Annotated in this window: 15 protein-coding genes and 1 pseudogene; 3 read left to right on the top strand and 13 right to left on the bottom strand. The window is 65.6% G+C overall.

Features of this window, described 5'->3' with window-relative positions; genetic code table 11:
• Positions 1-1,001, top strand: a pseudogene (locus tag BMZ69_RS29840) (IS3 family transposase); the annotation flags it as partial.
• Positions 1,002-1,425: 424 nt separating this feature from the next.
• Here the strand turns inward: BMZ69_RS29840 and BMZ69_RS29835 are convergent.
• The 7 genes from BMZ69_RS29835 to BMZ69_RS29800 form a co-directional block, all read right to left on the bottom strand.
• The gene (locus BMZ69_RS29835) at positions 1,426-2,718 is read right to left on the bottom strand and encodes a calcium-binding protein (RefSeq protein ID WP_092163653.1); all 1,293 of its coding nucleotides are present in this window, start codon (positions 2,716-2,718) and stop codon (positions 1,426-1,428) included.
• A 773-nt stretch (positions 2,719-3,491) separates the two neighbouring features.
• Positions 3,492-4,109: a hypothetical protein gene (locus tag BMZ69_RS29825; RefSeq protein WP_139219305.1), complete on the bottom strand. Its 618-nt coding sequence runs from the start codon at positions 4,107-4,109 to the stop codon at positions 3,492-3,494.
• Complete coding sequence (locus tag BMZ69_RS29820) at positions 4,054-4,812, bottom strand: anti-sigma factor family protein (protein ID WP_092163650.1); 759 nt, start codon at positions 4,810-4,812, stop codon at positions 4,054-4,056. Before BMZ69_RS29820 ends, BMZ69_RS29825 begins: the two co-directional genes overlap by 56 nt.
• Complete coding sequence (locus tag BMZ69_RS29815; RefSeq protein WP_092163649.1) at positions 4,809-5,360, bottom strand: RNA polymerase sigma factor; 552 nt, start codon at positions 5,358-5,360, stop codon at positions 4,809-4,811. The genes BMZ69_RS29820 and BMZ69_RS29815 overlap by 4 nt, the downstream gene beginning before the upstream one ends.
• 18 nt (positions 5,361-5,378) lie before the next feature.
• Positions 5,379-6,143 (bottom strand): S8 family serine peptidase, encoded by a 765-nt coding sequence (locus BMZ69_RS29810; RefSeq protein WP_092163648.1) that lies wholly within the window; start codon positions 6,141-6,143, stop codon positions 5,379-5,381.
• A 591-nt stretch (positions 6,144-6,734) separates the two neighbouring features.
• Positions 6,735-7,910, bottom strand: coding sequence for a glycerate kinase family protein (locus BMZ69_RS29805; RefSeq protein ID WP_092163647.1), 1,176 nt, complete (start codon positions 7,908-7,910; stop codon positions 6,735-6,737).
• Between the two features lie 103 nt (positions 7,911-8,013).
• Positions 8,014-9,438 (bottom strand): SLC13 family permease, encoded by a 1,425-nt coding sequence (locus BMZ69_RS29800; protein ID WP_175507044.1) that lies wholly within the window; start codon positions 9,436-9,438, stop codon positions 8,014-8,016.
• Positions 9,439-9,854: 416 nt separating this feature from the next.
• Between BMZ69_RS29800 and BMZ69_RS29795 the strand changes: the two genes are divergently transcribed.
• Positions 9,855-11,705 (top strand): ABC transporter ATP-binding protein, encoded by a 1,851-nt coding sequence (locus BMZ69_RS29795; RefSeq protein WP_092163645.1) that lies wholly within the window; start codon positions 9,855-9,857, stop codon positions 11,703-11,705.
• 236 nt (positions 11,706-11,941) lie between these two features.
• Here the strand turns inward: BMZ69_RS29795 and BMZ69_RS29790 are convergent, their stop codons facing one another.
• From BMZ69_RS29790 to BMZ69_RS29770, 5 genes are all read right to left on the bottom strand, one after another.
• Complete coding sequence (locus tag BMZ69_RS29790) at positions 11,942-12,925, bottom strand: peptide ABC transporter ATP-binding protein (protein ID WP_092163644.1); 984 nt, start codon at positions 12,923-12,925, stop codon at positions 11,942-11,944.
• Entirely contained in the window at positions 12,922-13,944 is a 1,023-nt protein-coding gene (locus BMZ69_RS29785) for an ABC transporter ATP-binding protein (RefSeq protein WP_092163643.1), read from the bottom strand. Before BMZ69_RS29785 ends, BMZ69_RS29790 begins: the two co-directional genes overlap by 4 nt.
• Before the next feature lie 4 nt (positions 13,945-13,948).
• Entirely contained in the window at positions 13,949-14,851 is a 903-nt protein-coding gene (locus tag BMZ69_RS29780; protein ID WP_092163642.1) for an ABC transporter permease subunit, read from the bottom strand.
• A gap of 37 nt (positions 14,852-14,888) precedes the next feature.
• The gene (locus BMZ69_RS29775; RefSeq protein WP_092163641.1) at positions 14,889-15,899 is read right to left on the bottom strand and encodes an ABC transporter permease subunit; all 1,011 of its coding nucleotides are present in this window, start codon (positions 15,897-15,899) and stop codon (positions 14,889-14,891) included.
• A 283-nt stretch (positions 15,900-16,182) separates the two neighbouring features.
• Positions 16,183-17,775, bottom strand: coding sequence for an ABC transporter substrate-binding protein (locus tag BMZ69_RS29770; RefSeq protein WP_092163640.1), 1,593 nt, complete (start codon positions 17,773-17,775; stop codon positions 16,183-16,185).
• 270 nt (positions 17,776-18,045) lie between these two features.
• Here BMZ69_RS29770 and BMZ69_RS29765 point away from each other — a divergent pair, with 270 nt between their 5' ends.
• On the top strand, positions 18,046-19,380 hold the full coding sequence (locus tag BMZ69_RS29765; RefSeq protein WP_092163639.1) for an 8-oxoguanine deaminase: 1,335 nt from the start codon (positions 18,046-18,048) through the stop codon (positions 19,378-19,380).
• Here BMZ69_RS29765 and BMZ69_RS29760 read toward each other — a convergent pair.
• Complete coding sequence (locus BMZ69_RS29760; protein ID WP_092163638.1) at positions 19,371-20,135, bottom strand: pyrimidine 5'-nucleotidase; 765 nt, start codon at positions 20,133-20,135, stop codon at positions 19,371-19,373. The two genes, BMZ69_RS29765 and BMZ69_RS29760, sit on opposite strands and share 10 nt — an antisense overlap.
• Positions 20,136-20,342 lie beyond the last annotated feature (207 nt).

The raw sequence follows: 20,342 nt of genomic DNA, 5'->3' as shown, positions 1-20,342 counted from the left end.
CGTAGTGACGGTGCGACGACTGCGGAGCGCGAAGAGCTGATCCGCCTCCGCCGTGAGAACCAGCGCCTGCGCCAGGAGCGCGATATCCTGTCAAAGGCGGCAGCCTGGTTCGCGCGGGAGAGCAAGGCGAACCCGAACGGGTTTTCCGGTTCATGAGCGCGCACCAGGCCGTCTTCCCGATCAAGACCATGGCCCACGTCTTCAAAGTCTCCGCGTCAGGTTATTACGCCTGGCGCGGCAGGCCCGCCTCGGCGCGGGCGACAGCCGACCTCGACCTCACCCGGAGGATCCGCACGATCCATGCCGCCTCGCGCAAAACCTATGGCGCACCGCGGATCCATGCCGAGTTCAAGGCCGAGGGAGTGGCCATCGGCAAGAAGCGCGTGGCCCGCCTGATGGGCGCGGCAGGTCTCGTCGGCGCCAGCCGGCGCAGGAGCGCAACGACGACACGGCGCGATTCCGACCATCGGCCGGCGAACGATCTGGTTCGAAGGAACTTTTTCGTCGAGAAGCCGAACGAGCTATGGGTCGCCGACATCACCTTCGTGCCCACGCTCGCCGGCTTCCTGTTCCTGGCGGTCGTGCTGGACGCATGGTCCAGGCGGATCGTCGGCTGGGCTTTCTCAGCCGATCTCAAGACCCGTGTCGTGCTCGACGCGCTCGACATGGCGCTCGCCGCACGCAAGCCCGAGAACGTCATCCACCATAGCGATCCGGGCTCGCAATATACCTCGCTGGCTTTCGGCAATCGCTGCAAGGATGCCGGCGTCAGGCCTTCGACCGGCTCGGTCGGCGACGCCTACGATAAGGCGATGTGCGAGAGCTTCTTCGCGACGCTGGAATGCGAACTGCTCGATCGGCATCGCTTCCGCTCGCACAGCGAAGCCCGGATGGCGGTCTTCAGCTTCATCGAGGGCTTCTACAATCCGTCACGCCGCCACTCGGCGCTGGGCTATCTCTCGCCCATCGAATACGAAAGGCTCCACCATGAACTGACCTGACCCGCCATAGCCGTGAAAAGTCCACGAAGACGAGTCAACTCCAATCCTGCTGAGGGCGCTCTTTGTGGATATGAAGGCTGCGGACGGGCGACCGGCATTGAAGCCAGCTGATGTCCATCCCAAAATTCAAAGCATTGACGCGGGGAGTGCGAGGGCGGGCCGGTGACCTGGTTGCAGGGAGAGTGGGAGCTTCGCCAGCGTCGTTGTAATCTTCGATTTCTGGGCTGGTCATTTCGACGCAGTCCATCAGATTGACCTTCCGAGTTGGGCCTACGCTCGGAAGCTTGCCTCGATGTAGATTAGCCCTGCCGCGCCGAAGCGAGACTGGGCGAACCTTAACTTGCAAGTTGGGATTGGTCAGAAGCGGTTCACCGCCGGTCCGTGGAAAAATGCCGGCTAGGATGGGTCGAACGCCCTCGCCAACTTAGCTGACAATCGCGCCCTCTAGCAAAATGCTCCCCCCGCCCGACAACGCAATAAGTATACCCCCTGATACGGCCTGCTGTGAGCTATTTTCGCCCATCAAGTCGAGGACATCGCCTTCTGCGCTGTTAAATCCTCGTATGGTGTCCGCTCCTCTACCAAGGCCGAAGATGAACCGATCAGCTCCTTCGTTGCCATAGAGTAGGTCGTCACCTTCGTTCCCCCAAATCGTATCGTTTCCCTGCCCGGCGAATACGGTGTCGTTACCTTGGCCTGCGAAGATCGTATCATCTCCTTCATTACCGAAGACGAAATCGTCGGCCTCATTGCCGAAAACGAAATCGTTCCTTTGCCCTCCGACAACGATATCTTTGCCCTGGCCGCCAACGACGATATCGTTTCCCTGATTACCGAGCACAATATCGTCGTCCTGGTTGGCCAAGATCACATCGTTGCCCTCCCCTCCGCTTATTGCGTCGCGTCCAAAGCCACCGACGATAGAGTCGTTCCCCATCCCCCCGATTATCGTGTCGTCGCCACCGCCAGCCACGAAGACATCGTTGCCGGACAGCAACGTAATGTAGTCGGCCCTCTCTGTAGCAATGGCAAGCCCGATATCTTGGGCGACCGCGATGTCGGTGTCCGTAATACCGCGTCGATCTCCCCACCCCAAAAATGAATACATCAGGTCGCTGGCATCGGCGAAATGCGCCACATTACCGGCGCCAGCCAATGCGACCCCACCAGAAACGAGATTACTATTTGGACCCGAGAATCGTGCGGAATTACCATTGATCGTCACGAAGGTATCGTACACTTGCTGGTAGGGGCGAGATCCGCCCGGCAGTGCCCCACCAGAACCACGGAACGAATTGACTGCAAGTCCATGGCCGAGTTCGTGCAAAAAAATAGTAGCTGCATCGAACTTGTTGCCAGGCACAGCGGATGACATGGTCGGATCGAAAAACATCTCAGAAATTCGGTCCGCATTCAGTGTGACGATTAGGTCGGGGGCCGTGCCATTGACATCAATGCCGGTCTGCAGTTCCCAGGGCGCGCCCTGCTGCAGGATTGTGATCCCCTTTGCTTCTCCGACATAAGCGGATGATGCCGACCCGCCGGTCGCTAGGAAATCCGCCCCGCTGGTGAAATTGACCTGAATATCGATGGATCCAAAGCCTTGCACGAGGTTGAGCCAGCGCCCAGCCGCCGCTTCTGCTGTAGCCTGGATAGCCGATCTGTACATGCTGGCCATATTTGCTGGATCGTTCAGAGAGACTTTATAAGTAGCCATTGCATTACCCCCCACCACCTCGCTTCGACGCCCATCGAAGTTACGCTACAATGGAGAACGACAAATCGAGTCTCAATGGTAATTTCTAGCGCGCGTTTGGGATATCGTCGGTACTGCTCGCGCTCCGTTGAGCGTGAGACTGGGCACTCGGTGGAGTCGAATTCGAAGCTCCTTTCGAAGAAGCTGGCCGAGAGGTAATAGGACGCAAGAATGGGCTGAGCCCCTTTCGGAGCCCGACCCAAGTTTAGAGCGGAATCGCCCAAGGAGGGCCGCCGTTTACGCCGGCCAGGCGATCGTCGGTGAGAGTTGGACATCAGCCAGGCAATTCCGATCAGGGCGGTTTGGGCGCCCGCTCCATCATCATTCTGTCCAGAACGCTTCGATCCGGCTGACGTTACGTGAAGTACCGCGCAGCACGGCGGCCATCTCCGCGATCTTCTGCCGATCCTCAGCCGCGGCGCGGCGAGCCTCGCGTGGTTCGGCCTCGACAGTGTCGATCCGCCGCTCGATACGCGTGATCGCATCTGCGGCGCGGGTAGCAGCCGCCCGACTATCCACCTACCAGACGGAGCCAGCGATCGTCAGGCTGATTGCGACCGGGATTGCCGATGCGACGAAGCGATCGAAGAACTTCCCATCCTGATTGACGCGTAGGCTCATCGTTCGACTCTACATCCGTAGACCTTCGCGCCCTTCATCTTGTGAACGGCTATCTGGTTTTGCGTTCCGCGCGTATCCTGAGATGACGCCACGATCGGCCCGAAGACCTGCAGTCACCGCCGCCAGGGGGCTGGCAGGATGCAAGCAGGATCTCTGCTCCACAGAGCGCCATCAGGTTCCATTTCCCGCGCCGTATTGGCCGCCTCCGTGTTTTTCTGCGCCACCTTGGTCAGCGCGAGCCTTTCGCCGTCGATCCGGCGTTGAGGTAAACGCCGCAAAAAAAGCGCAAGCGTCCCTGCGAAGGCTATCGCGATGAGGGAGAAGCGCGGCATATCGCCTTGCTCCTGTTGATCGTCAGGCGCCCCCGTAATCGCCAACCAAAGACCCACGCCGCCTGCCACCATGGTCAGGACGAAGGCGGCAAGTGCCCAGGGGTTCTGAACGGCCGCCAGCAGCGAGGCGAGCGCGGCGCCGCTAGTGGTCGCGGCAACCGTCCCGAGGCTGTCGGACTGCTTTACAGGCACGTCGTCTGGTTTGGCGTCCTCAGGCTTCGCGTCGGACGGCATCTGCTTCTGCGTAGCTTCGAGCGCGTCGAGGAAGTTCTTGTGATAGCCGACGATCAGCTTCGCCTTGTCGGTGCAGTTAACGGTGCGCTGCGGGATAAACGAGCGTGGACTACCTGCCGCTATCGAGCAGTTTTGCCTCTTCGGCCGGCGACAAGGATTGGGCACCACGTCCTGTGAGAAAGGCGTCGGCGCCGGAGTCGCCACTCGCCGGCGCGTAGCCGGCCGCCAGCGGCGTCTTCGCCGTGAAGAATTCAGTGCGCCAACCGCCGTCGTCACGGCAACCGACCGCGTCCCACCCCGTACCTGCGGCGCGCGTCAGCGTGTACTCCCGGCAGAGACGCCCGTCTTCCAGCTTGTAGGAAGCAAGGACGCGTAGCTTGCCGCCGGGCAGGTCGACCTCTCTGCCGCTGGCGGCTCGCGACAAGGCCGCCTCGATACCGTCGCGGGAAAAGCCGGCCAGCGCGGTGCCGGCGCCCGAGTGCCCGGCGCTGCCTGCGAGATAGCCCGCAAACCCGCCGGCCACGAACAGGAAGCTGGCGGCGAGTGGCAGGGCAAGTCGCGGCCAGCCGCGGGCTGGCGGCGTCTCCGAAGCTGTGGACTTTCCCCCCTCGACCACCGTCAGATGCTGATACGGTACGGCCGGCGGAGGGGCCGCTGTGACGAGGGGCGCGACGAGAGGGCCGGGCACCGCCGGCGTCTGCATCGGCTCGCCTTCCAGCAGGAAACGGGTTTCCGCGAGGATCGCGAAGCGCTCCGCGAGATCGGGGTCGGCGACGACGAGCGCATGCAGGCGCTCGGCCACATCCGGAGCCAGCTCGCCATCAGCCAGCGCCATCAGCTCCTCGTCGGTCACAGCGAGGTTCGTCATGTCGGCTCCATTCCCAATCTCTTCGCCAGGCCGAGCCGGGCGCGCGACAGACGGCTCATCACGGTCCCGATCGGGATCGAGAGCCGGTCGGAGGCATCGCGGTAGCTCAGGCCGTCGACGCAGACGAGCAACAGCAAGTCGCGTTGCTCGGCCGGCATCTCCTCCAGCGCCTGCCGGATCGAGCTTGCGGTCAGAGCGGTCTCGGTGACCTGCCTGCCATCCTCGCCCTGCAGCTCCGGATGCAGATCCAGCGCCTCGCTGGCCCCTTCCCGATGCCGCTTGCGCAACTGGTCGATCCAGAGATTGCGCGCGATGCTGAACAGCCAGGCGTCGAGCCGCGTCCCCTCCTGCCACTGCGCCTGCGCGCGTAGCGCCCGTTCGCAGGCCGCCTGCGCCAGATCCTCCGATTCACTGGCCGAGCGCGTCAGCGTCATCGCATAGCGCCGCAGGCGCGGCAGCAGCGCGATCAGCTCGCTCGCGAAGGCAGAAGGCGCCGCTGCCGGCGAAGGGGCGGCATGTCCCTGCGGGGTGGTGCCGGTCTCATGCATCACCGTGGCTCGCTTCCGTCACGGGCTGCAGGAGAGCCGGCCCCAGCCGAAGACCGGGTCGTGACCGGGCTCACCGAGATCGCGCGCCTCGACCGACAGGGCGGCGAGCACTGTCTGGGGCTTCACCACGTCCTCTCGGGCGATCCGCTGCGCGAACGCCAGGGTGACCAGCGGCGCCGCATACGAGGTGCCGGAGCGCGGGGCCGCCGGCCGCAGCGCCTTGTCGCTCAGCTGGATGCGCACGCCCGGCGCGGCGAAAGCGATGTGGCTGCCGCGATTGGCGCGGGCATAGATGCGCTCGTCACGGTCGATCGCAGTGACCGCGACAGCCCAGGAATAGGCGGCGGGATAGCGCGCCTCGGCGCCCGGTCCGTCATTGCCGGCCGCCGCCACGAGGACGGTGCCGCGCTGCTGCATTGCCTGTCCGATCCGTTCGAGCAGCGCATTGGCCGGCCCGGCAAGGCTGAGATTGACGACACGGACATTGCGCTGCGCCAGCAGGTCGAGCGCGCCGACGAGGTCGAAGCTGTCGGCATTGTCGCTTCCGCCACGCCGGTGGAATGCGTCGATGGCGATGATCTGCGCCTGGTCGTCAGTCTGGATACCGCGCGTCAGCAGGATCGCGACATCGGTGCCGTGCTGCGTGCGCGCGGCCGGGTGGCCCGGTCCGCGGACGGTCTGCGTTTCGATCGGCCTGCCGACGAGTCCCGGGTGATCGGCGTCGAGGCCGGTATCGACCATGCCGATGATGCCGCGCGGAGCAGGCGCCGTCGATCCGTGCATCCTGCGCCACCAGCGAGAAGCACTGGTTCTCAGGACAGGCTCTGGCAGCGCCGCGATAGAGATGGTTGAGATCGACCAGCGCAGAAGGGGCCAGTGTGCGGATCCGGTCGATGGCGCGCCGCATCGAGAGCCGAACGGGGGCCCGCAGCCTTACGGTCAGATTGGCGAACAGGCCGAGATTGCGTTGCGCGACGACGCGGAAACCCTCGCCGCTCAGGATGTCGAGCTCGGCCTGGGTCAGCCCGGCGGCCACGATCTCGCGGGACACGGCAACCGCGGCCGGACGCGGCGCGCTGCGCCTTGCCTGCCGAGGCTGGCTCGTTTCGACGCCGAAGAAGCGCAGCAGCCGTCCAGGATCGATCCGATGCTCCCCGCCGGTGCGGAAGCGGCCCGTGCTGCCGCCACCGCCGCTCTGGCCGCCGCCGCTACCACCGCTGCTCCCGCCGCCGTCTCCGCCATCGTCGCCATCGCTGTCGTCGGCCAGCGCAGGAAGGATGCGGCCTGCGCCGTCTGGAACGCCCAAGAAGGGCGTAACGGCGAGCGCGAGGCCGAGCAGCGAGGCGTGCAGGCCGCGGCGAAGGCGGGCGCGGCTCATGCCGCCACCTTCTCGCGCCGGAGACGGATGCCGACACCGATCATCCGGATCGCGTCCTCGGCGGCGCGGCGCAGCAGCTTCTCCGATTCGGCGATCGCTTCCTCCAGCGTGCAAGGGCGCTTGAGGATGCTGGCGAAGGCGTCGATGCCATGCTCGAAATTGATCCGGACCTTGCCACAGCCGATCGTGCCGGCCAGCGCGACGACAGGGATGCCGCGAGCCCGCGCCTGGCGCGCCACCTCGGCCGGGATCTTGCCGAACGGGGTCTGCTCGTCGAGGCAGCCTTCGGCGGTGATGACCAGATCGGCCCGGCGCAGCATGGCTTCGAAGGAGAGATATCGCATCACGATGTCATAGCGCGGGTGGAGCGTCGCACCCAACAGCGCGTGCAGACCGGCGCCGAGGCCGCCGGACGCGCCGCAGCCGGGAGCGGTCGAGACGTCAAGGCCGGTCGTCTCTCGAAGCATCCCGGCATATGTATCGAGTGCGGCGTCGAGGATTTCGACCTGCTCGGGGCTGGCGCCCTTCTGCGGGGCGAAGACGCGGGCGACGCCGCGCGGGCCGAGCAGGACATTGTGCCAGTTGACCGCTGCGTCGATCCTGACGGTGTCGAGACGTGGGTCGCGCCCGGCGAGGTCGATGCGGGCGAGTTTGCCAAGCGCCGCGCCACCGCGACCGATCGGCGCGCCCTCGGCATCGAGCAGGCGTACGCCCAGCGCTTGCGCCATGCCGGCGCCACCGTCATTGATGCCGCTGTCGCCGCAGCCGAGCAGGATGCGCTCGGCCCCGGCATCCAGCGCCGCCGCGATCAGCTCGCCGACGCCATAGCTCGTCATCAGGGTCGGATCGCGCCGGTCGCGCGGGACCAGCGCCAGTCCGGCGGCGGCTGCCATCTCGATCACCGCCGTCTTCGGCCCGGCTCCGCCCAGGAATCCAAAATGCGCCTCCAAGGGATCACCGACCGGGCCGGTTACGGTGCGCTCATGCAGAACGCCGCCGGTCGCGGCGCAGAGCGCCCGGGTGAAGCCTTCGCCGCCATCGACCAGCGGCGCCAGCATCGTTTTCGCCTGCGGCATGGCCGTCTTGACGCCATCGGCGATGGCCCGGGCAACGTCGCTGGCGTCCAGGCACTCCTTGAAGCCGGAAGGGGCGATCAGAATGTTGAGGGTCATTGCAAATCCTCTCGAAATCCCAAGGCGTCACACGCCTCTGCTGCTGAAAACGAGGGTCTGGGCTGCTTATTCCGTTGCCGGCTCAAATTTTTCGCGAAGGCAGTCAGCGCAAGGACAGGCCGAGCAATGGCCAGATCCAGAGCGAGAAGAGCAGCAGCAGTGCGCCCATCATCGGCAGCAGGAGCAGCGACAGCCCAGTCAGGTCGCGTGGCCAATAGGTTTCGTGCTCGAGATCGGCATAGAGCGCGATGGGCTTGGCGCTGACAGGCAGGCTCTGGCAGAAGCCGGTCCCCATCACGATGAGGATGGTGACCGCGCCAAAGTCATAGCCGAGGGCAGCCAGAGGCGGCGCCAGCAGCGGGATCAGCACCGTCGCCCGGGCGCTGCGCGAGGTGATCAGCAGATGGGACAGCAGAGCGACGGCAGTGACCAAGGCAGCGATCGTCGCGGGATGTGACAGGGCGCCGGGAGGCAATGCGGCCAGCAAGGGCTGCAGCAGGCCGCTCGCGGCACCGGTCTCGATCAGCGCCTGCCCCATCAACGTGGTCGCGGCGAGGAAGAGAATGAGCTGCCACTCGACGGACTTTACCGCCTGTTTCATCGAGATCGGCGCGAAGGGTTTTAGCGTGAGTGTGATCGCGCCGCACAATGTCACCAGCGCAGCGTCGACGCCGTGCACGGGCTGTGTGCACCAGCCGATGACGACCAGCCCCACGAGCGCCCCGACATAGCGCTGCTGGCCCGACAGCGTCCCGGCCGCGGTCGGCGGCAGTTCGATCAGCTGGGCCCGCTCTGCGGGGTGCAGGAATGCGTACAGGATGACGAAGGCTGCGCCGAAGCTTGCCAGCAAGGCGAGCGGCATCCCGAGCAGCAGCCAGCCGAGATAGCCATGGCTCGCGCCGCCGCTGCGCTGGATCATCTCGATCGCGATCAGATGCGCGCCGGCGCCGATCAGGGTTCCACCGGCCGAGAGCAGGATCACGGTCGGGAACAGCAGAGCGAGCGCCCGCCGGATGCGCCTGTCCTCGATGACGGCGGCCAGAGCGAGATAGACCGGCAGCAGCAGCGCCGCGCGTCCCGAGGTCGAAGGCACGAAGAGCGCGGTCGCGACGATCACGCCGGTCGATGCGAGGAACAGTGCCCGCACAGATCGCGTCCGGTTCAGCACCGCCGAGGCCAAGCGCTCGGTCAGGCCGGAGGCGCGCAGCACCGCCGCGATGATGAAGGCTCCGATCAGCAGCCAGGTCAGCTCATTGCCGAGCGCCGCGTGCAGGCTGCGGGCGGATGTCAGCCCGCAGAGCACGAGGGCGACGGCGGCGGCCAAGGCGATCAGCGTGTCGTCGAGATCGGTGAGGCACCAGCCGACGATGGCGAGTGCGAAGACGATCAGCGCCATCCTTGCCCGCGGATCGAGCGGTAGACCGAACCAGATGGCGGCGGCGAGAGCGCTGGCGATCAGGATGGGGAGGCCGAGGCGGAACGCTGCCCGGACGCTGCGCCAATGATCGGATCGGAGGCCGCTGGCCATGATGGGACCAGCGGAGGTGGGGGAGGAGAGCATCGTCATGGCACCGGAAACGTTGCAGGCGGGCGCTTATTCCATGGCGGGCGGCAACAATTCGATGGACGGCGTCACGCGCAATCGGCCGTCATCGTCGCAATTTGGCCGGCGCGCGGTCCGCGCGAGCCGACGTCGGTAACGAAGCCTCGACATCGACATCGCAACGCAAGCGTGAATCGGCCTCCGGCAGGCTCGCGCTTCGTGCGCTCCTGCCCCCGGATGAGGCGAAAGCAAGGAGGACGCTAAATCTTTTATCACGTCGGCTACTGACATCGGCCGCGCGCTGGTTATTCTGATGCCGCTTTCAACCGGCTCGCCGGTCTTGCCTGGGCGAGGGGCTCGCGCAATGCCGGTGATCAGATCGCTAAGAAGAAGGACCTGGCATGACCTCTCCGATCCTCTCGGTCTCGAATCTGACGACCTCGTTCCGGGTCGAAGGACTCTGGAAGCCGGTCGTGCGCAACATCTCCTTCGACATCAAGCCCCAAGAAACGCTGGCGGTGGTGGGTGAATCCGGCTCGGGCAAGAGCGTCACCGCGCTCTCGATCATGCGCCTGACCCCGCCGAGCTCCAGCAAGATCGAGGGCTCGATCAAGCTCAACGGCAAGGAGCTGCTGACCCTGCCGGATGCGCAGATGCGCGAGATCCGCGGCAACGAGATCGCGATGATCTTCCAGGAGCCGATGACCTCGCTCAACCCGGTGTTGACCATCGGCTTCCAGATCGCCGAGGCGCTGATCCTGCATCGCGGCCTGTCCCGTTCGGAAGCCGAGGCCGAGACGGTGCGCCTGCTGGAGAAGGTCAAGATCCCCTCGGCGAAGTCGCGCTTCCACGAATACCCGCACCGCTTTTCCGGCGGCATGCGCCAGCGCGTGATGATCGCGATGGCGCTGGCCTGCAAGCCCAAGCTCCTGATCGCCGACGAGCCGACGACGGCGCTCGACGTGACGATCCAGGCGCAGATCCTCGAGCTGATCAAGCAGCTGCAGCATGAGGAGGGCATGTCCGTCCTCTTCATCACCCACGACATGGGCGTCGTCGCCGAGATCGCCGACCGCACCGTCGTCATGTACAATGGCGACGAGATCGAGACCGGCCCGACCGAGGACATCTTCGCCAACCCGCAGAAGCCCTATACCAAGTCGCTGCTCTCGGCCGTGCCGCGACTTGGCTCGATGGAAGGGCGCAGGCGGCCGATGCGCTTCCCGGTGGTCGATCGCCTGACGGGCCAGTCGGACGTCCCCACCGAAGTGCCCGATACGGTCCAGGCGGCCGAGCGTCCGGTGCTCGAGGTCGCCGGCCTCACCACCCGCTTCGAGATCCGTTCCGGCCTGCTCTCCTCGGTCAAGGGCCGGGTGCATGCGGTCGAGAACGTCTCCTTCAGCCTGAAGGCGGGCGAGACCCTGGCCCTGGTCGGCGAATCCGGCTGCGGCAAGTCGACGACCGGCCGCTCGGTGCTGCGCCTGGTCGAGCCGCTCTCCGGCTCGGTGCTGCTCGACGGCGTCGATGTGCTCAAGCTCAGCCAGGGCGAGTTGCGTGAGCAGCGCAAGCGCATGCAGATGATCTTCCAGGATCCGTTCGCCTCGCTGAACCCGCGCATGAACGTCGGCGCGGCGATCGCCGAGCCGCTGCTGATCAATAACCTCGCCAGCCGGTCCGAGGCGCGCGACAAGGTCGCCGACCTGCTGAAGCGCGTCGGGCTGCTGCCGGAGATGGCGAACCGCTTCCCGCACGAGTTCTCGGGTGGCCAGCGCCAGCGCATCTGCATTGCGCGCGCGCTCGCCGTCGAGCCGCGCCTGATCGTGGCGGACGAGGCGGTCTCGGCGCTCGACGTCTCGGTGAAGGCGCAGGTGGTCAACCTGATGCTCGACCTGCAGGCCCGCATGGGTCTCGGCTATCTCTTCATCTCGCACGACATGGCGGTGGTGGAGCGCGTCAGCCACCGCGTCGCGGTGATGTATCTCGGCGAGATCGTCGAGATCGGCCCGCGCGAGGCGATCTTCGGCAACCCGCAGCACCCCTACACCAAGCGGCTGCTTGCGGCGGTGCCGATCGCCGATCCGGCCCGGCGCCTGCAGAAGCGCCCGGTCTCGAACGACGAGATCAAAAGCCCGATCCGCCCGGCCGACTATGTCCCGCCGGTGCGCCAGTATCGCGAGGTCTCGCCCGGCCACGCCGTGATGATCTGGGGCGAGGAGTGGGAAGCCAAGCCGGTCATCGCCAAGGTGGCGTGAGCGGGGTTCAAGCGCTGTCTTTCCGGGGCAGGCCGAAGGCCTGAGCCCGGAATCCATGGACACGACAGGATGAGATGGAGCGCCAAAGAGATCAGGCGTTCTCTTCCTGAAAAAGCGCGGGTCGTCCCGGGCGGAGCGAAGCGCAGACCCGGGACCCATTCCGGAACGGCGCCGCTGACGCGGCTTGTCCGGGATGACAGCATGATGGGTGTGGACGCCTGAGCTTGGTCCGACCCTCAAGCCGCCGTCTTGGCCAAAAACGTCTCGGCGTAGTGGCAGGCGACCTGCCGTCCGTCGATCTCGCGCTGCTGCGGACGCTCGGTCCGGCAGCGATCGGTGACGAAGGGGCAGCGGGTCGAGAAGACGCAGCCCGTGGGCGGGTTGAGCGGCGAGGGCAGCTCGCCGCGCAGCACGATCTTCTCGCGCTTGTCGCCGCCGACGCGCGGCGTCGAGGCGAGCAGTGCCTGCGTATAGGGATGCAAGGGGCGGGCGTAGATCCGCTCCTTCGGCCCGTGCTCGATGGCATTGCCGAGATACATTACCATCACGTCATGGGCGATGTGCCGGACGACGCTGAGGTCGTGCGAGATGAAGAGGTAGGCGAGCTTGAGCTCGTCCTGCAGGTCGGCGAGCAGGTTGAGCACCTGCGCCTGGATCGAGATGTCGAGCGCCGAGACCGGCTCGTCGGCGACCACCACCTTCGGCGAGAGAATCAGCGCGCGGGCGATCGCGATGCGCTGGCGCTGGCCGCCTGAGAACATGTGCGGGTAGCGGGCGTAATGCTCCGGCCGCAGCCCGACCTTGGCCATCATGGCGCGGGCCTTCTCGGTGCGCTCGGCCTTGGAGAGATCGGTGTTGATCAGCAGCGGCTCCTCGAGGATCGTGCCGATCTTCTTGCGCGGGTTGAGTGAGCCATAAGGGTTCTGGAAGACGAACTGCACGGTGCGGCGCAGGCGGCGCTGCTCGCTCGCCGGCGGCGAGACGGCGTCGAGCCCGTCGAGCGTCAGCGACCCCGAAGTCGGTTTCTCGATTAGCGTCGCCATGCGCGCCAGCGTCGACTTCCCGCAGCCGGATTCGCCGACCACGGCCAGAGTGCGCCCGGCCTCGACCGCGAAGGAGACCTTGTTCACCGCTTGCAATTGCGCCGGCGGACGGAACAGCCCCTGCCTGACCTGATAGGTCTGGACGAGGTCGCGGGCTTCGATGACGGGAGTGCTCATCGGGCCGTCTCCTTTGCCGCGCCGGCTTCGTCGCGGGCGCGCTCCGCCTCGCGCTGGGCATCGCCGAGCGGGTAATGGCAGCGGACATGCCCGTCCTGCCAGGGCCTGAGCTCGGGCTGGACCGTGCGCGAATGCTGGGTGGCATAGGCGCAGCGCGGGCTGAACAGGCAGCCCTTCGGCCGGTCGTTGAGGCCGGGCACCATGCCAGGAATGGTGGCGAGACGGCTTTCGCCTTCGCTGCGCTCGGGCAGGGCCGCGAGCAGCGCGGCGGAATAGGGATGCTGCGGGGCGGAGAACAGCGCGTCGACCTTGCGCTCCTCCATGATCTGCCCGGCATACATCACCATGATGCGCTGCGCGGTCTCGGCGACGACGCCCATATTATGGGTGATCAGGACGAGCGCCATGTCGCGCTCCTTCTGCAGCGTCATCAGCAGGTCGAGGATCTGCGCCTGGATGGTAACGTCGAGCGCGGTGGTCGGCTCGTCGGCGATCAGCAGGCGCGGATTGCAGGCGATCGCCATGGCGATCATGACGCGCTGGTTCATGCCGCCCGACATCTGATGCGGGAAGGCCTTGAGGCGGCTCTCCGGGGCGGGGATGCCGACCTGCTCGAGCAGTTCGATCGAGCGGCGCCTGGCCGCCTTGCTGTCCATGCCCTCATGCTTCTTCAGGGTCTCGGCGAGTTGGAAGCCGATGGTGAAGCAGGGGTTCAGGCTGGTGCTCGGCTCCTGGAAGATCATCGCCACGTCCTTGCCGGTGAGCTGGCGGCGCTCGCGGGCGGACATGGTCAGGAGGTCGCGCCCGTCGAAGCGCAATTTGTCGGCGCGGACGCGGCCAGGATAGCCGACCAGGCCCATCAGCGCGAGCATGGTGACCGACTTGCCGGAGCCGGATTCGCCGACGACGCCGAGCACTTCTCCCTCGTCGAGGGTGAGGTCGATGCGGTCGACCGCGCGCAGGGTTCCCTGGGATGTCGGGAACTCGACGCTGAGGTTTTCGATCTCGAGCAGGGGCATGGGGTCAGCGCTTCAATTTGGGATCGAGGGCGTCGCGCAGCCCGTCGCCGAGCAGGTTGAAGGCGAGCACGGTGATCAGGATGGCAAGGCCCGGGAAAGTGACGACCCACCAGGCGCGCAGCACGAATTCGCGGGCGTCGGCGAGCATCGTGCCCCATTCCGGCGTCGGCGGCTGGGCGCCGAGGCCGAGGAAGCCGAGCGCGGCGGCGTCGAGGATCGCGGTGGAGACGCCGAGCGTCGCCTGCACGATCAGCGGCGCGGCGCAGTTCGGCAGGATCTCCGAGAACATCAGCCTTGGCGTCCGCGCGCCGCTGACCTGGGCGGCGACGACGTAGTCCTTCGAGGATTCGGCGATGACGGCGGCGCGGGTGATGCGGACATAATGCGGCAGCACGACGATGGCGACCGCGAGCATCGCATTCATCAGGCCAGGGCCAAGGATGGCGACGATGACGATGGCGAGCAGCAGGCTCGGCATCGTCATCAAGATGTCCATCAGCCGCATGATCGCGATGTCGGCGATGCCCTTGAAGAAGCCGGCGATCAGGCCGAGCACGATGCCGACGACGATGGCGATGGCGACGACGGCGATGCCGATCACCAGCGAGAGCCGCGCGCCATAGAGCAGCCGCGAGAGGATGTCGCGGCCGATCGCGTCGGTGCCGAGCGGATAGGAGAGCGAGCCGCCCTCCTGCCAGAACGGCGGCTTCAGGAAGACGGCGTTGTTGGTGAGATTGGGATCGTGCGGGGCGATCAGCGGCGCGAACAGCGCGCAGAACAGCACGAGGACAATGACGATGAGCCCTGCGACCGCGCCGCGATTGGCGCTGAAATAGGTCCAGAACTCGCGGGCGGGATGCGGCGGCGCGACGCTGGTCGCTGGAGCTTGCAAGGTCTCGGTGCTCATGGGCGAAGGCTCCGCTGGGAGCGAAGGGACAGAGCGTTCATCGGGCGTGCCTGATGCGCGGGTTGATCAGGCCGTAGGCCAAATCGACGAGGAGGTTGACGCTCATCACCACCATGCCGAGGAGCAGGGTTCCGCCTTGCAGGACCGGATAGTCGCGCCGGCTGATCGCCTCGATCAGCCATTTGCCGACGCCGGGCCAGGAGAAGATCGTCTCGGTCAGGATTGCGCCGGTGAAGAGCGTGCCGACCTGCAGGCCGATCACGGTGACGACGGGGATCAGCGCATTGCGCAGCGCATGCAAAGCGACGACCCGCAAGGGGGCCATGCCCTTGGCGCGGGCGGTGCGGATATAGTCCTCGCCGAGCACCTCGAGCATGGCCGAGCGGGTCATCCGGGCGATGACGGCGAGCGGCACGGTGCCGAGCACGATCGCCGGCAGCACGAGATGCGACAGCGCCGACCAGAAGGCGTCGATGTCGCCGGCGAGCAGGCTGTCGATGGTGAGGAAGCCGGTGACCGGCTCGATGAAGTACTGCACCGCGATACGGCCGGAGACCGGGGTGATGCCGAGCTGGACCGAGAACAGCAGGATCAGCAGCAGGCCCCACCAGAAGATCGGCATCGAATAGCCGGTGAGCGATATCCCCATCACGCCATGGTCGAAGATCGAATTTCGCTTCACCGCGGCGATGATGCCGGCCGGCAGGCCGATGATCAGCGCGATCAGGATGGCGCAGAGCGCGAGCTCGATCGTGGCTGGGAAGAGCTGGCCGAATTCGGAGAGGACGCTGTCGCGCGTCACGATCGACTTGCCGAGATCGCCCTGCACGACGCGCTCGATATAGCGGCCGTACTGGACGAAGAGCGGCTGATCGAGGCCGTACTCCTTCAGGAGCTGCGCATGGCGGGCCGGGTCGATGCCGCGCTCGCCGGCCATGGTCTCGATCGGATCGCCCGGCACGAGCCGGACCAGGAAGAAGGCCAGCAACGTGATGCCGATGAAGGTCGGAATGACGAGGCTGACCCTGGTCAGGATGAAGCGAAGCATGATTGCGCCAGTCTCATGGGCCGGGCGTCTCGTCGCGCGGCGGCCTGTCTTGTGATCTTAGTCGAAATCGAATTCCGGCGCAGCGCAAACACCAGAACGCCGCAAAGATCAAGAACGCGACAGCAAAATCGGTGGATCGCCATGATGACGAGTGACGCGCGTTACTGTCTCGCGTGAAACAGCCGAAAAGGATTGATGCTCGAAAGCGCAACAATGGAATCGAAAAGCGCGCCGGCGAAGCAATGAATGCTCCGCCAGCGCCGGGATTATTTGACGCGGACCGTCACTTGCCGATGTCGACGCCGTAGAAGACGTGGCGGCTGAACGGCGAGAGCTTGAAGTCGATCACTTCCTTGCGGACCGGCTTGAGCTGCACCGCATGGGCGATGGTGAACCAGGGCGCCTGCTCCTTGAAGATCACCTGCGCCTGCCGGTAGAGCTTCTCGCGCTCGGCCTGGTCGGTGATCGTCTTGGCCTTCGTCACCAGCTCGTCGAAGGGCTGGTAGCAGAACTTGGCGACGTTGCCGCCATTGTTCTTGGAAGCGTCGCAGCCTAGCAGCGTGTGCAGGAAGTTGTCCGGGTCGCCATTGTCGCCGGTCCAGCCGAACATGCCGGTCTGGTGCTCGCCCGCCTGCAGGCGCTTGCGGTATTCGCCCCATTCGAAGGTCTTGATCTCGGCCTTGATGCCGACCTTGGCGAGATCGGCCTGCATCAGTTCGGCGATGCGCTTGGCGTTGGGGTTGTAGGGACGCTGCACCGGCATCGCCCAGAGGTCGATCTCCAGGCCGTTCGGATAGCCGGCATCGGCCAGCTCCTTCTTGGCGGCTTCCGGATCGAAGGGGTCGTCCTTGATGGTCTCGTTATAGGACCACATCGTCGGCGGGATCGGGTTGGTCGCCGCGACGCCGCTGGTGAGATAGACCGCGTCGATGATCGCCTTCTTGTTGATCGCCTTGTTGACGGCGCGGCGGACCTTGACGTCGTCGAAGGGCTTCTTGGCGGTGTTGTAGGCGAGGTAGCCGATGTTCAGGCCCGGCTGCTCGAGGATCTGAACATTGGCGTCCTTCTTGATGGCGTCGAGATCGGCCGGGTTCGGATAGGGCATGACATGGCATTCGCCCTTCTGCAGCTTGGCCCAGCGCACCGAGGCGTCAGGTGTGATCGCGAAGATCAGGTCGTCGATCTTGGCCTTGCCGGCCCAGTAGTCGGGGAAGGCCTTGTAGCGGATGATCGCGTCCTTCTGGTACTGCACCAGATAGAACGCGCCGGTGCCGACCGGCTCCTGGTCGAGCTTCTCGGGCGTGCCGGCCTTCAGCATCGCATCGGCGTATTCCTTCGACTGCACGCCGGCATATTGCATGGCGAGGTCGGCGAGGAAGGGCGCCTCGGGCTGGTTCAGCGTGATCTTGACGGTGTAGTCGTCGACCTTCTCGACCGCCTTCAGCAGCTTGGGCATGCCCATGTCGTTGAAGTAGGAGTGGTTCGAGCTGGTCACCTTGTAATAGGGGTGCGCCTCCTTCCACTGCCGCTCGAACATGAACAGCACGTCGTCGGCGTTGAAGTCACGCGTCGGCTTGAAGTTCTTGTTCGAATGCCACTTCACGTTCTTGCGCAGGTGCAGGGTGTAGGTCAGGCCATCAGGCGAGACCTCCCATTTCTCCGCCAGGGCCGGCTGGACCTTGACGCCGCCGCGCTCGAACTGGACGATGGTGTCGTAGATCTGGGTGTTGGCGTCGAAGGACGTGCCTGTGGTGTTGACGCTCGGCGCGAAATTCTCCGGGCTGCCTTCCGAGCAATAGACCAGCGTCTTGGCCGCCAAAGGCTGCGCCGCCATCAGCGCCGAGGCCGACAGCGTCGCCAGCAACAATTTCTTCATGGGATCTCTCCTTGAGCCACGCTTCGCCTCGTAAGGCGAACGTTTTCCCCGTTGGACCGGAAGCCTCGCGGATGAAATCCCGCCGGCCGCCTTGCCAACAGCTTATTGAAAGACGGGCAGCGCGAACAGCCGCCGGCGCGCACGTCGAGCGTGTGTTTTCGCGTCGCAGGTTGCACAGAGGCCTCACCCGGAAGAACCACGGTATCGGACTGGCCTTCGCCAGTGCATAAGCCTATGCCAAGCTTCGAGAATCGATCAGCCGGACCCGCCATGCGCATCTGGATCAGGAACCCGCTCGCCACCCTCGCCGAGAAGGCCGAGGGCGGGATCGTGATCGAGGACGGGGTGATCGTCGAGCTGGTCGCGAGTGGCGCCTACCCGGCCTTTCCGGTGACCGAGAGCTTCGATGCCTCCGGCCATGTCGTACTGCCGGGGCTGATCAATACCCATCACCATTTCTACCAGACGCTGACCCGCGCGCATCCCGCTGCGATCGACCGCGAGCTGTTCCCCTGGCTGAAGGCGCTCTACCCGCTCTGGGCGCGCCTGCGCCCGGAGGATTTGCGCCTCGCGGTGCGCGCCGCGTTGGTCGAATTGATGCTTTCCGGCTGCACCACGGCGGCCGACCATCACTACCTCTATCCGACCGGGCTGGAGAACGCCGTCGACATCGCGGTCGAGGAGGCGCGGGCGCTCGGCATCCGCGTCACCATCTCGCGCGGCTCGATGAACCTGTCGCAGAAGGATGGCGGCCTGCCGCCCGACGAGGTGGTGCAGGACGAGGAGACCATCCTCGCCGATTGCGAGCGGGTGCTCGGCCTGTTCCATGATCCCAAGCCCGGCAGCATGGTGCAGATCGCGCTCGCGCCGTGCTCGCCCTTCTCGGTGACGACCTCGCTGATGGCGGCCTCGGCGGAACTGGCGACGCGCTTCGATGCGCCGCTGCATACCCATCTCGCCGAGACGGAGGACGAGGACGCCTATTGCCGTGAGGTCTATGGCAAGCGCCCGCTCGACCTCTTGGAGGAAGCCGGCTGGATGCGGCCGAAGACCTGGCTGGCGCACGGCATCCATTTCTCCTGCGAGGAGTGCGAGCGGCTCGGCAAGGCCGGGGTCGGCGTCTGCCATTGCCCAACCTCGAACGGCGTCCTCGCCTCGGGCTTCTGCAAGACGCGCGAGCTTGAGACGGCCGGTGCGCCGGTCGGCCTCGGCGTCGACGGCTCGGCCAGCAATGACGGCTCGAACCTGATGGAGGAATTGCGCCACGCGCTCTTGGTCAACCGGCTACACTACAGGAGCGCCAGCGCGGTGACGGCGCGCGACACGATCCGCTGGGCGACGGAAGGCTCGGCGCGCTGTCTCGGGCGCTCCGATATCGGCCGGATCGCTATCGGACTCCAGGCTGATCTTGCCTTCTATCGGCTCGACGAGCTGCGTTTCTCGGGCGCGCATGACCCTATCGCGGCGCTGGTGCTGTGCGGCGCGAACCGGGCCGACCGCGTCATGGTCGGCGGGCGCTGGCGGGTGATCGACGGCGCGATTCCGGGGCTCGACCTTGCGAGCTTACGCCGGGCGCATGGGCTCGCGGCGGAGCGTTACGCCTGAGGCGTTGCGAGCGGGATGGTCTCGCTCGCCCGCATCAGCGGCTTCAGGAATCCCGTCAGGTCATCCGTGACGAAATGGACGTGGCCGGCCTCGACCACCGCCTGCTCCGAGGCGTCGCGGAAGGGGTCGGGCGTGCGCGGCACGATCAGGACCGTCTTCATGCCGAGGTCACTCGGCACGATCAGGTTTTTGTCGATGTCCTCGAACATCGCCGCCCGGGCGGGGTCGACCGCGTGCCTGGCGAGGAAGTTCTCGTAGGTCGCGCGTTCGGGCTTGGGCAGGAAGCCGGCCTCGACGATGTCGAAGATGTCCTCGAAGTGGTGGAGGATGCCGAGCTTGCCGGCGACGTTCTCGGCATGGCCGCGCGAGCCATTGGTCAGGATCAGCTTGCGGCCGGGCAAAGCGGCGATCGCCGCGCCGAGATCGGGATTGGGATCGAGCAGCGTGAGGTCGATGTCGTGGGCGAAGGCGAGGAAGTCGTCGGGATCGACGCCATGCTCCGACATCAGCCCGTTCAGGGTCGTGCCGTAGCGCTCGTAGTAATAGCGGCGCAATTGCTGCGCGGATAGGCCGTCGAGGCCGAAGAGGTGGAGCAGATAAAGGCTGATCCGCTCATTGACCTGCGGCCAGACCTGCGCCTCGTGCGAATAGAGCGTGTTGTCGAGGTCGAAGATCCAGTGATCGACATGGCCGAACGCTGCCTGCTCCGGCAGGAGCGGGATGGCGGTTTCTGGAATGGTCGTGTTCTGGTTCATTGGGTCATGTCATGTGGGACGCGCCATCATGACATGCAAGATGCTTGCAAAACGGTTGCGACGATGAGGTCGTCCAAGCGGGGGAACCGCGACCGGAACCCCTCTCCCGGATGGATTCCTCTGCGAAACGCGGCTGAGGCCGATTGTTTGGGGTGCTGGTTTGGTGGGCGGTCTTCAGCGGCTGGCTTGGAGGGCTCGCAGTCGGCC

Source organism: Allobosea sp. CRIB-10 (assembly GCF_900112185.1).
In the GTDB taxonomy this organism is placed as follows: Bacteria; Pseudomonadota; Alphaproteobacteria; order Rhizobiales; family Beijerinckiaceae; genus Allobosea.
Note: the sequence above shows the minus strand (reverse complement) of the source record. Positions and strands in the feature narration are given on the sequence as shown.